The 12,268-nt window shown below is 56.7% G+C and carries 11 protein-coding genes; 8 read left to right on the top strand and 3 right to left on the bottom strand.

The window, feature by feature from the left end; translation table 11 throughout:
• Positions 1-257: 257 nt before the first annotated feature.
• Positions 258-2,102 (top strand): molecular chaperone DnaK, encoded by a 1,845-nt coding sequence (gene dnaK, locus CDUR_RS12020; protein ID WP_179418391.1) that lies wholly within the window; start codon positions 258-260, stop codon positions 2,100-2,102.
• Complete coding sequence (grpE, locus tag CDUR_RS12015) at positions 2,099-2,638, top strand: nucleotide exchange factor GrpE (protein ID WP_006062280.1); 540 nt, start codon at positions 2,099-2,101, stop codon at positions 2,636-2,638. Before dnaK ends, grpE begins: the two co-directional genes overlap by 4 nt.
• On the opposite strand, the gene CDUR_RS12010 is transcribed toward grpE, so the two are convergent.
• Positions 2,619-3,557 (bottom strand): hypothetical protein, encoded by a 939-nt coding sequence (locus CDUR_RS12010; RefSeq protein WP_290207781.1) that lies wholly within the window; start codon positions 3,555-3,557, stop codon positions 2,619-2,621. The two genes, grpE and CDUR_RS12010, sit on opposite strands and share 20 nt — an antisense overlap.
• Before the next feature lie 72 nt (positions 3,558-3,629).
• Between CDUR_RS12010 and dnaJ the strand changes: the two genes are divergently transcribed.
• From dnaJ to adhP, 4 genes are all read left to right on the top strand, one after another.
• Positions 3,630-4,853, top strand: a complete 1,224-nt coding sequence (gene dnaJ / locus CDUR_RS12005) for a molecular chaperone DnaJ (RefSeq protein WP_179418389.1) — start codon at positions 3,630-3,632, stop codon at positions 4,851-4,853.
• Between the two features lie 39 nt (positions 4,854-4,892).
• On the top strand, positions 4,893-5,342 hold the full coding sequence (locus CDUR_RS12000) for a heat shock protein transcriptional repressor HspR (RefSeq protein WP_006062283.1): 450 nt from the start codon (positions 4,893-4,895) through the stop codon (positions 5,340-5,342).
• Between the two features lie 821 nt (positions 5,343-6,163).
• Complete coding sequence (exaC, locus tag CDUR_RS11995) at positions 6,164-7,684, top strand: acetaldehyde dehydrogenase ExaC (RefSeq protein WP_179418388.1); 1,521 nt, start codon at positions 6,164-6,166, stop codon at positions 7,682-7,684.
• Between the two features lie 124 nt (positions 7,685-7,808).
• Positions 7,809-8,852 carry an alcohol dehydrogenase AdhP gene (adhP, locus tag CDUR_RS11990; protein WP_179418387.1) on the top strand — a complete coding sequence of 348 codons (1,044 nt, stop codon included), beginning with the start codon at positions 7,809-7,811 and terminating at the stop codon, positions 8,850-8,852.
• A 66-nt stretch (positions 8,853-8,918) separates the two neighbouring features.
• Here adhP and CDUR_RS11985 read toward each other — a convergent pair whose 3' ends face one another.
• Both CDUR_RS11985 and CDUR_RS11980 read right to left on the bottom strand, forming a co-directional pair.
• Positions 8,919-10,157: an alpha/beta hydrolase gene (locus CDUR_RS11985; RefSeq protein WP_179418386.1), complete on the bottom strand. Its 1,239-nt coding sequence runs from the start codon at positions 10,155-10,157 to the stop codon at positions 8,919-8,921.
• On the bottom strand, positions 10,157-10,402 hold the full coding sequence (locus tag CDUR_RS11980; protein ID WP_179418385.1) for a hypothetical protein: 246 nt from the start codon (positions 10,400-10,402) through the stop codon (positions 10,157-10,159). The genes CDUR_RS11985 and CDUR_RS11980 overlap by 1 nt, the downstream gene beginning before the upstream one ends.
• Positions 10,403-10,493: 91 nt before the next feature.
• Between CDUR_RS11980 and CDUR_RS11975 the strand changes: the two genes are divergently transcribed.
• Complete coding sequence (locus tag CDUR_RS11975) at positions 10,494-11,342, top strand: carbon-nitrogen hydrolase family protein (protein WP_179418384.1); 849 nt, start codon at positions 10,494-10,496, stop codon at positions 11,340-11,342.
• Between the two features lie 206 nt (positions 11,343-11,548).
• Positions 11,549-12,265: an ATP-binding cassette domain-containing protein gene (locus CDUR_RS11970; protein WP_179418383.1), complete on the top strand. Its 717-nt coding sequence runs from the start codon at positions 11,549-11,551 to the stop codon at positions 12,263-12,265.
• The last annotated feature ends 3 nt before the right edge of the window (positions 12,266-12,268 follow it).

Below are 12,268 nucleotides of genomic sequence, written 5' to 3'. Positions count from 1 at the left end.
ATGGGGCGCGCTGTCTCCTTTCTTCAATATTTGTGGTGTTCGGCATGAACCGATACCAGTAAGCGGGATTGTATGCGGTGGATTACCCCCTTGCCTACCTTTTTTGTGTGTGCTGTGGATCACTGGTAAAAAGTTGAGTCGAGTGGGAACAACTTTGGAAACGCGTGCGTTGGAGAAGATGTAAAGGTTGAGTGAGGCTCACTCAATGAAGATTCAAAGCAGAGTGAAAGACTCTAGATCCTTAGGAGGAAAACATTATGGGACGTGCAGTAGGCATCGACCTTGGAACCACAAACTCTGTGGTGTCCGTATTGGAGGGTGGCGAGCCTGTCGTTATCGCCAACTCTGAAGGCTCCCGCACCACACCGTCTGTTGTTGCTTTTGCCAAGAACGGTGAAGTGCTTGTTGGTCAGTCCGCCAAGAACCAGGCTGTGACCAACGTTGACCGCACCATTCGCTCCGTGAAGCGCCACATTGGCGAAGACTGGAGCGTGGATATTGACGGCAAGAAATACACCCCGCAGGAAATCTCCGCCCGCACCTTGATGAAGCTCAAGCGCGATGCCGAGGCATACCTGGGTGAAGACGTTACCGATGCTGTTATTACCGTCCCTGCCTACTTCGAGGATGCTCAGCGTCAGGCCACCAAGGAAGCCGGTCAGATCGCCGGTTTGAACGTGCTGCGCATTGTTAACGAGCCCACCGCAGCCGCATTGGCTTACGGCCTGGAAAAGGGTGACAAGGAGCAGACCATCCTGGTCTTCGACCTTGGTGGCGGTACCTTTGACGTCTCCTTGCTGGAAATCGGCGACGGTGTGGTGGAAGTCCGTGCCACCGCCGGTGACAACAAGCTCGGTGGTGACGACTGGGATCAGCGCATCGTCGAATGGCTGGTAGACAAGTTCAAGTCGACCAACGGCATTGACCTGACCAAGGACAAGATGGCCATGCAGCGTCTGCGCGAGGCCGCTGAGAAGGCAAAGATTGAGCTGTCCTCCTCGCAGTCCGCTAACATCAACCTCCCGTACATCACGGTTGATGCAGACAAGAACCCGCTGTTCCTGGATGAAACCCTGTCCCGCGCAGAATTCCAGCGCATCACTCAGGACCTGCTGGATCGCACCAAGGCCCCCTTCAACCAGGTGATCAAGGACGCCGGTGTGTCCGTCAACGACATCGACCACGTGGTCCTCGTCGGTGGCTCCACCCGTATGCCTGCTGTTACCGAGATGGTGAAGGAACTCACCGGTGGTCGCGAGCCCAACAAAGGCGTTAACCCGGATGAGGTTGTTGCCATCGGTGCAGCTCTCCAGGCTGGCGTTATGCGCGGTGAGGTCAAGGACGTGCTGCTTCTCGACGTCACGCCACTCTCCCTCGGCATCGAAACCAAGGGCGGTGTGATGACCAAGCTCATCGAGCGCAACACCACCATCCCGACCAAGCGCTCAGAGACCTTCACCACCGCCGAGGACAACCAGCCCAGCGTGCAGATCCAGGTCTTCCAGGGCGAGCGCGAGATGGCATCCGCCAACAAGCTGCTCGGCTCCTTCGAACTCGGTGGCATTGCACCGGCACCGCGTGGCGTTCCACAGATCGAAGTCACCTTCGACATCGACGCCAACGGCATCGTCCACGTCACCGCCAAGGACAAGGGCACCGGCAAGGAAAACACCATCAAGATCCAGGAAGGCTCCGGCCTGTCCCAGGAAGAAATTGATCGCATGATCAAGGACGCTGAGGTCCACGCCGAAGAGGACAAGAAGCGCCGCGAAGAGCAGGAAGTCCGTAACCAGGCTGAATCCTTGGTCTACCAGACACGTAAGTCCGTGGAAGACTACTCCGACAAGATCCCGGAGAACGTCAAGACCAACATTGAGGACGCTGCCAACGGTGTGGAAGAAGCCCTGAAGAGCGACGACCTTGACCAGCTGAAGACCGCCATGGAGAAGCTGACCACCGAGGCTCAGGAGATGGGCAAAGCCATCTACGAGGCCGAATCGGCAGGTGCTGCAGGCGACACCAGCACCGGTGCAACCACTGAGGACTCCGACCCCAACGTTGTTGACGCCGAAGTTGTCGACGAGGAAGAAGACAAGAAGTGAGTGACAACCCAGAGGTTTCGGACAACCTAGAGGACCGCGACGTCGATACGCAGGATATTGACCTCGAACTCGACGCGGATGCCCCCGATGTTGATGCCGACGGTGATGGCGAGATCACCAGCCTTGAGGCTGAACTCGCCGAACGCACCGAGGACCTCCAGCGCGTCACCGCTGAATACGCCAACTATCGGCGCAGGACAGAGCGTGATCGTGCCGGGATCGTGGAGACGGCTAAAGCCAGTGTGATCACTGAGCTGCTGCCCATTCTCGACGACCTTGACCTCGCCGCCCAACACGGCGACTTGGAGTCCGGGCCGCTCAAGTCCGTATCGGACAAGTTCCATGCAGTGCTGAATAAGTTCTCGGTGACCGTTGTCGGTGAAGAAGGCGATGCCTTCGATCACGAGAAACACGAAGCGGTGCAGGACCTGTCCAGCGGAGAAGAGAAAGTACTGGGCACTGTGCTGCGGCGCGGCTACCAGATGGGCGACCGTCTGATCCGCACCGCCATGGTGATCATTGCTGATCCGAGTTAAGCATGTCCATGAGGTAATCAGTTGGGCGAATGCCCATGATGACCTTGCCTTCCTCGTCGGTGGCGAACTCAGAAATCGCCGTCAACTCACCCGCATACATCAGGTGCAGCGACGGCGAAATCGGGCCAGCTTGGGACTCCCACTGCTGGTAGGCGATCTTTGACATGAAGTTCACGCCCTCAAAAAGGTTTGTACCCTGTGTCACCTCCCGCGCGAGCAGGAGGTGACGGTGCGGGACAGCGAACAACACGCCAGCACGTTGGTCCAGGTTGGGAATCCACCGCTGCAGGATCTTTTCCAAAAACAGTGGGGCGCTTCCGGTGAAAAACGAGTTTGACTCGACAGCCCACATGGAGGCACCAGGTGAATCGTGGTCAGGGGCAAAATGCTCCACATCCACATCCGCGTCCACCAGCTCCTGCCAGGTGTTGCGTTCCCCAATCCTGATCAAGTCCGCTGGGTCGCCGTGAGACAGCGCAACATCAGAGTTGAGGGAGGCGATGGTGTGTTCACCGTCCTGCACCAGCTGGACCACAATATCTTTACTAAAAGGCCACTCCATCCAGTCGTCCTGCTTGGGCAGCGGTTGCGCGGGTGGGGCCATTAAACGAATTTTAAGAACTGAATAAAACTCTGCATCAGTCAGAGACTCTGTCTCTGGGAACGACAGCACATGAGGAACAAAGTCAGCGACCAGCTCCTCCATGCGCTCGGGATCCTGCGACAGGGTGCGGTACAGGTTTTCTAAGTCAATCGTGCCGCGGGTGCCAGACGGAAACTCAAGACTGACGATCCGCTGCATCAGCTCTATCTCAATGCCGCGTTTCCGAAACTCCTTATGGAGCAACGCCCGGAAGCGATCCGCCTGTTGGCGGGTAAGCTCTGGAAAAACGTGGTCTTTGAACTGGTCAGGGTCCATGCCAAAGAACTTTTTTATACCTTTAATTAGCGACATAATAATTCTCACTGTACAGAAAGGAGGAGATGCCCAGTGACTCAACGAGAATGGGCAGACAAGAACTATTACGCGGATCTGGGGGTCTCCTCGTCCGCCACCGCAGACGAAATCAAACGAGCCTACCGCAAGCTTGCCCGCGATAACCACCCCGATAAACACCCAGGTGACAAGGTTGCTGAGGAACGCTTCAAAAAAGTAGCTGAGGCGTATGACGTTCTCGGCGACGACAAGAAGCGTAAAGAATACGACGAACTCAAAGACCTCATCGCCTCTGGTGGCATTCCAGGGTTCGGTAGCGGCGGCTTCGGCGGCAACAGCACCGGTTTCGGTGGTGGATTCCGACAAGCTGCGGACTTTGACGTCAGTGACCTCTTTGGTGGTGGCCGCGGTGGATTCTCATCCGATGGTAGTAGCTTTAGCGATATTTTCGGTGGACTCTTCAACCGCGGCGGCAGTGGCGGGGGTACCCCACGCAACACGGCCCGACCCACGAGGGGAGCGGACGTGGAAGCGGATATTACGCTGGACTTCCGGGAAGCCACCCAGGGTACAACACTGCCCATACAGCTCACCGGCGAGGCACCTTGTACCACCTGCCACGGCTCTGGATCCAAAACCGGAAATCCGACGGCCTGCCGATACTGCAACGGCACCGGGTTTACCTCTGAAAACCAAGGGGCATTCGGGTTTTCCGCGCCCTGCGTGCACTGCAGCGGCACGGGGCAGGTGATTACTGATCCCTGCTCCGACTGTACTGGTACCGGTACAGTGCACCGCACCCGCACCATCACCGTGCGTATCCCCCCAGGGCTGGATAACGGGCAGAAAGTGCGGCTCGCAGGTAAAGGAGAAGCAGGCCCCAACGGCAAGCCTGCGGGTGATCTGTTTGTCACTGTCCACGTCCGGCCCGACCCAGTGTTTAAGCGCAGTGGCGACGACCTAAAAATCACCGTCCCCGTGTCCTTTACGGACCTGGCGCTCGGTGGAGCCATTTCGGTCCCTACCTTGACCACCCCAGTCCGGGTGAAGGTACCGGCGGGAACGCCTAACGGCCGTACACTGCGGGTACGTGGACGCGGTGTGCCAAAGCGTAATGGACAAAGCGGGGATCTGCTGGTCACCGTTGATGTGAAGGTGCCCAAGAACCTCAGTGATGGGGCACGTGCGGCGCTGGAGGAATACGCCAGGTTGGAGCAAGAAAGCGGGTTTGACCCACGTGCGGGTTGGGTCGGAAACACCGTTGGAAGTGCGACATAGAAGATATACTACTAAGGGAAAGAAGGTGACGGTGTCACAATGCCAACGCACAATACGCGCAACAACAGCGACGGTGGTGAAGTGTTTGTGATTTCCGTTGCAGCTGAGTTGGCGGGAATGCACGCCCAAACCCTGCGGACATATGACCGCATGGGGCTTGTTATCCCGCAGCGCACCCGCGGTGGGGGTCGCCGCTACTCCCGCCGGGATGTTGATGTGCTGCGCGAAATCCAGCGACTAAGCCAAGAAGAGGGAGTGAACCTGGCAGGAATTAAGGCCATCATCTCCCTCAACCAAGAAAATGAAAACCTACAACAAGAACTCGACGAAGCCCGTGCCGAAATCAACCGCTTGAAAGCGGAGGTTGCTCATCTTGAGCATGAGTCTCTGCGGTCCCGTGGTGAGATCGTGCATGTTCCACGTTCCACGGCGGTGGTCATGTGGGACCCTAACCGTAAGCGCCGGGGGCGGAAGGATACGGGGGCGTAAAACGTCATCGGCATAGCGATCCAACTTGCTCGCCATGCCGAGGCGGAGGTGTATGCCACAGCATCGGCCATGAAGCAAGATTGTGTGCATGGGTTGAGTGCGGTACTGATCTGATTGCATGGCGGTGGATTTGTGTCGTGGACGCTATCGGCGGGGATGTATTTACGCGTTCGTTTGCCGTACTGGCTTCTGGTTTTTGAACAAATCATTTCAGCGCCGGATCCCACACAGTCGGGGGAGGCGCGTGCACAAGATATTTGTGCCGATTAGATATTTTTTGTACCCCGATAGATACCAGTTGGGCAGGTATCAGTGCTGATTTATCATGGGGTAATAAAACCACATATTGATCGTTGCTTTTCGTTGGAAAAAATGCTGACAAGCATTCTTATAGTGAACGGGGGCATGGTCGGGGGAAACTTATTGTGAATCCTTCTGTGAATTAATGGCGTTTTACGCTCTGCCTGGGGGTCACCCCTACGGGGGTAGTGGAGGTGTCTGCTTAGTCACAGAACGGGAGGTGGTATGTGGTGCCAGTAGGTGGGGTGGGGGACGTAAAATGGCGGCCGTGTTCGCGGTTGTGGGCTGAATCCATCTGGCCTTCCGGGTAATGGGGCACCCCTGGTATAGGGTGATTATCTCATGTTATCTCGTTTCTAAAATTGATATAACCAGGGGGAACCGGGGGAGCGAGTGTTGCTATTGGCGATAGTTTTCTATTGTGGTCAAAACGTGATTCAGAATGTGGCGAATTTTGGTTAGCATGGACCGCAACCCCACTAACTCATGTGAGGCCCCATCGTAAGGAGTGTGAAATTTTCATGACTGTATATGCGAACCCGGGGACCGACGGGTCGATTGTCACTTTCAAGCCACGGTACGAAAATTACATAGGTGGAGAGTGGGTGCCTCCCGTTGAGGGTCAGTACATGGACAATATCACTCCGGTGACTGGGGAAGTGTTTTGCCAGGTAGCGCGGTCAAGCGCCGCCGATGTTGATAAAGCACTGGACGCTGCACATGCTGCACGAGAATCATGGGCAACTAGTTCACCAGCTGAGCGTGCCCGTGTTCTCAATAATATTGCCGACCGAATGGAACAGCATTTAGAACAAATTGCTGTTGCTGAAACATGGGAAAATGGTAAGCCGGTTCGTGAAACTCTTGCGGCAGATATTCCGCTTGCAATTGATCACTATCGGTACTTTGCGGGTGCGATTCGCGCTCAAGAAGGCCATATTTCACAAATTGATAACGACACCGTTGCCTACCATTTCCATGAGCCGATTGGGGTAGTCGGGCAAATCATCCCGTGGAATTTTCCGCTTTTGATGGCAGCGTGGAAAATTGCTCCGGCATTGGCATCAGGATGTCCTACCGTGGTGAAACCAGCTGAGCAGACGCCCGCATCCATCTTGTACTGGCTGGACCTCGTTGGTGACCTCATCCCACCCGGAGTGTTGAACGTGGTCAACGGTACGGGCGAGGAAACAGGTTCCGCGCTTGTTGGCTCGGGTCGCGTCAACAAGATCGCCTTCACAGGGTCCACTCCAGTGGGCAAGCTCATCAACAAGATGGCCGCAGACAAAGTCATCCCCGTCACTCTCGAACTCGGTGGAAAATCGCCCAATATCTTCTTCCCCGATGTGATGGACAAGGACGACGATTACCTGGCCAAAGCTGTTGAAGGTTTCACCATGTTCGCTCTCAACCAGGGCGAAGTGTGTACCTGCCCGTCCCGCGCCCTGGTACACGAGGATATTGCCGATGAGTTCCTCAAGCTGGCAGTGGAACGCGTGAAGAAACTCCGCGTGGGCAACCCGCTCGACACGGACGTGCAGATGGGTGCTCAAACCTCCCAAGAGCAGATGGATAAGATTTCCAGTTACCTGGAGTCCGGACCTGCTGAAGGTGCGCAAGTGCTGGCGGGCGGGCACGTCGCAAAGCTCGAGGGGCTTGAAGGTGGATACTACATCGAGCCAACGGTGTTCCGTGGGGATAACACCATGAGCTGCTTCCGGGATGAAATTTTCGGCCCCGTACTGTCCGTGGCTACCTTCAAGGATTTTGATGAGGCCATCGCCATTGCCAACGACACGCTCTTTGGCCTCGGTGCTGGTGTGTGGAGCCGAAATCAGAACATTGCCTATCGGGCAGGGCGTGCCATCCAGGCGGGCCGCGTGTGGGTGAACAATTACCACAATTACCCAGCTCACGCAGCATTCGGTGGGTACAAAGAATCCGGCATTGGTCGCGAAAACCACCTCATGATGCTGCGTCAGTACCAGGAAGTTAAGTGCATGCTGGTGTCCTACGACGAGAAACCCGTCGGCCTGTTCTAACGCACCTGTTCTGGCATCCTCAGCCATCCCCCCTGACCTCTGACTTGGCGCGCCGTGCAGCACCGCAGGGTGCGCCACATATTTCAAGACTTTCATTCCTACTACTTTTCAAGGAGAAAAGCAGATGACTTCCAACGCAGAGCACCCAGACCAGTTCCATGCTGCCGTGGTTGAAGAGTTCAACAAAGACCTCAACCTCAAAGACATTGACCTGCCGGAGCCGGGACCAAACGAGGCACTGGTGAAGGTACTTACCTCGGGTGTGTGCCACACTGACCTGCACGCAGCTCAGGGGGACTGGCCGATCAAGCCAGGTCTGCCCTTCGTCCCCGGCCACGAGGGCGTGGGTGAAGTGGTCAAACTCGGCCCCGGCGAGCACGCAGTCAAGATTGGTGACCTTGTTGGTAACGTCTGGCTATGGTCCGCCTGTGGTGTCTGTGAGCACTGCCGCACCGGTTGGGAAACACTGTGCGACAACGCCGAGTACGGCGGCTACACGGTTGATGGTTCCTTCGGTGAATACATGCTGGTAGATACCCGCTACTGCGCACACATTCCAGAAGGTGCTGACCTGCTTGAGGTTGCCCCCATCCTCTGTGCAGGCGTGACCGTGTACAAGGGCCTGAAGATGACGGAGACCCGCCCTGGCCAGTGGGTGGTTATCTCTGGCGTCGGCGGCCTCGGTCACATTGCTGTGCAGTACGCCGTGGCCATGGGCATGCGTGTCATTGCCGTGGACATTGCCGATGAGAAGCTGGAACTTGCCCGCAAGCATGGTGCAGAATTCACCGTAAATGCTCGCGAGGTTGATCCCGGCGAAGCCGTGGCTGAATTCACCGGCGGCGGTGCACACGGTGTGCTGGTGACAGCTGTGCACGAGCAGGCATTCGGGCAGGCCATCAAGATGGCCCGCAAGAACGGCACCATCGTGTTCAACGGTCTGCCCCCAGGGGAATTCCCCGCACCGATCTTCGAGATCGTGTTCAAGGGCCTGACCATCCGCGGCTCCCTGGTGGGTACCCGCCAGGACCTGGAAGAGGCCCTGGACTTCTACGCCCGCGGCCTGATTAAGCCCACCGTCACCGAGTGCAAACTCGACGACATCAACACTGTGTTTGACGATATGCGCCACGGCCGTATCGACGGACGCATGAGCATCCGCTACTAAAAGAGACACACGTCGGCCCGCCTCCCGCCGCTTTCCCTGTGCGGTGTGGGGTGGGCCGACGTGCATTTACCGTGCGTTGGCGGCCTCGCCCACACGCTTCAAAAAAGACTCATCCTTCCAATAATCATGGTCGGACTCTGAAGGCCACCGTTCCGCTCCGAACAATGCATCCGAAGGATCGGCACCATGATAGCCGCCAAATGCCGAGCCCAACATACTGATCCAATCGCGCGAGCCGGTGACCGCGTACACCTCAGGATCACCATCAGTTGCATGCAAATTCAACTGGCTTTTGTGCAGCACCGCAGCTCCGGGGCTTCCCATCGCCAACAACCCATCGGCCTCCAGGCCGCCTGGTGACGCTGCTGCCGTAAAGGCCAACAACGAGCCGAAACTATGTGCAGCCACGAGAAGCCGCTGCCTATGCCCGCTTTTCGACGCCCCGTTGCGCACTTCATCCCGTCTGCGCAGCGTACTCTGCATCTCCTGCAAGGAAGGCGCCCCCTCACGGGCAGCGCGTGGGTTGACGGCGGCGGGCACGGAAGGCGGGGCGTCGTAACCCAGCCACATGATCGCGGCACCGTGCGTGTGCTGTTGAATCAGGTCGGTTCTGTGCAGGTACGTCGCCCAGCCCGCAGGATTGCTGGACCCCACCCCGGCGACCAGGGTGGTGATGGAATCGGCGGTATCAATGTCTCCAACCGCCACCACCATCTTTCCCGGTTCCACCTCCAACACGTGCACTGGTGGGTCGCCCGGCTTGCGATCCTTGGTGAACTCCTCCAGCGCGGCGGCGGCCTCGGGGGTGAGGCGATGAGAATTGATCTCGTTGATCTCGGCGGCTGACATATCCCCAAAATCGGCGAGTGTGAGTCCGCGAACCTTGGTATCGTCACCGCCGATCATTGAAGCGGCGAATGCAGTGGCCAGGTCCAAGGCCCGCGCGAGTGTGCCTAGCTGCGTCATGAAAATAGAAACAGGAATATTGATTTCCCCCTCGGCCTCCAGAAATGGAAGCGCATACTGTGCCAGTCCATCCAGCACTTTCTGCTTCGCTGCGGCCTTATCCATGGTCCTCGCCAGCTCCGCCAACTGTGCTGCCGTCTGCCTGCTTGCTCTATGTGTCATGTCTTCCTGTTCGTAGGCAGCATTGAAGGACTCGCCCGCGAGCCCTAGACCATAAATGTATTGCCAGCGCTCAGCAGCCTCGACGGCATTGTGGGCGAGGTTTGTTGCCGAACTTTTCAACGCGGCAGACAGGTTGCTCAGCTGTTCGCTATTCAAGGGAAACAACGAAGGAGGCATCAACGCAACCTCGATGCGAGGTCGGCATCAATGTCCTGGAGAGTGGAACAGAAATCGGCGATGTTGTCGCACAAAGCTGCGTGCCGTTCGCACAGCGAACGATTCTTGGACATCCAGCCATCCACCAACGACGACACCACGGAACTCGTGTGGCTCGGCTGCAGTCCGGGGTTGACCTGAAACGATGCCATCTTAAAGTTGCTTAAAATAGCAACAGCTTCTGGAGGAAGAGTAAAAGATCCCATACCTTCCATACTGGTTAGCACCGTGCGCCGTGCGTCCCGCACACCCATCAGCCTGTGTACAACTAGGACTTATCCACATAATCTGGGAGATATGCGAATCGGGATTGTACAAATGCAGTCAGGTGTGGACACAATGGAGAATTTGTCCCACGTCATCTCCGGCATGGATACCGCTGTCGCTCAAGGCGCCGAGCTTGTTGTTTTTCCCGAGGCCACTATGCGTTCCTTCGGTGGTGGGCGGCTGGACACCATCGCCGAACCCCTCGACGGCCCCTTTGCCACCCTCATCCGCGACCACGCGACTGAACTTGGGGTCATCGCGGTCATCGGCATGTTCAGCCCCGCCGACACCGTGGACAAAGACGGTACAACCCGGAACCGCGTGGCCAACATGGCGCTGGTTACCGGCCCTGACGTACACGAAAGCTACCAAAAAATACACACATACGACGCCTTCGGTTACCGCGAATCTGACACCGTTGCTCCCGGCACCGATCTGATGCTTTTCGACGCCCCGAGCGCCCGTGTCGGCGTGGCTATTTGCTACGACATCCGCTTCCCCGAACAATTTATCAACCTTGCCAAGTTGGGTGCTGAGGTTATTGTTGTTCCAGCGTCCTGGCAAGACGGCCCTGGAAAACTTGACCAGTGGCGAACCCTGGTCACTGCCCGCGCCCTCGACTCCACCAGCTTCATTATTGCCGCAGACCAGGCCCGGCCTGGTGGAGAGACTGCAGCCGGGCATGACGACGGCCCCACCGGCATTGGACATTCCGCCGTGGTCTCCCCGTTTGGGCGGCGAATCATTGAAGCAGGCTACGATGAGCAGGTGCTTGTCTGCGACATCGATCTCACCGACGTTCGGCGGGCACGCAAAGCCATTCCGGTGCTGGACTGGCCTGCTAGAACCCCTCACTCGCCCAATCCTGAAATTAATTGACGATTCTCCAGTGGCGGCAGTGCTAACGATGTTATGCTGTGGGAGGCTTTCTTCATTGTTCCTTTCCTTTCTTTTTTTATAATGAAGTAAGCCCCTTCTTAACATGTGCCGGGTTTGCAACAAGAATTGCGGCTGTGTAAACAATAATTTCATCACATTATTCGTGGTCGCGATACCGCCAAGGTTACTTCTACAATAGTAATACTATGGCGATAATTGAACTACGTGATGTAAACGTAAGCCTGGGCGGAAATAGCATTCTTAATGATATGTCCATGAGTGTGGAACCCGGGCGGGTTCACGCGCTTCTGGGGCGTAACGGTGCAGGTAAATCCACAGCTTTTAAAACAATTCTGGGTCTTGTCCCAGTCACTTCCGGCACCGTGAATATTCTTGGGGAACCATTGAACGCCGGGCATCGGCGGGATATCGGAGCATCGATTAACGGTCCCGCATTGTATGGTCATTTGACAGCACGGGAGAATCTGAAAGTCCATACGCTACTGCTGGGGCTACCTGACGCGGACATTGATCGCGTGCTTGAACTGGTGGGATTGTCTGAAACAGGCAGGAAGAAGGCAAAGTCTTTTTCCACGGGCATGAAGGCACGTTTGGCGTTGGCTATTGCGATGCTGGGGTCGCCGAAGATTCTGTTGCTGGATGAGCCGCAAAATGGCCTCGATCCACAAGGCATCGCTGACCTGCGAGTTTTTCTTAAGGAGTGGGCGCAGCGCGGCGGAACTGTGGTGGTGAGTTCTCATCAATTGGGGGAGATTGCGCGGCTGGCCGACGATATTACGGTCATTGAGTCGGGAAAGACTGTATTTAGTGGTACCGCTGATTATTTGACGCAGGGTGGCGATCTGGAATCTCGCTTCTTCCATCTGACGCATCAGCTGCCCGACGTTGCGGAAGGGGAGTAACCA

This window comes from Corynebacterium durum, from assembly GCF_030408675.1.
GTDB lineage: Bacteria > Actinomycetota > Actinomycetes > Mycobacteriales > Mycobacteriaceae > Corynebacterium > Corynebacterium durum.
Note: the sequence above shows the minus strand (reverse complement) of the source record. Positions and strands in the feature narration are given on the sequence as shown.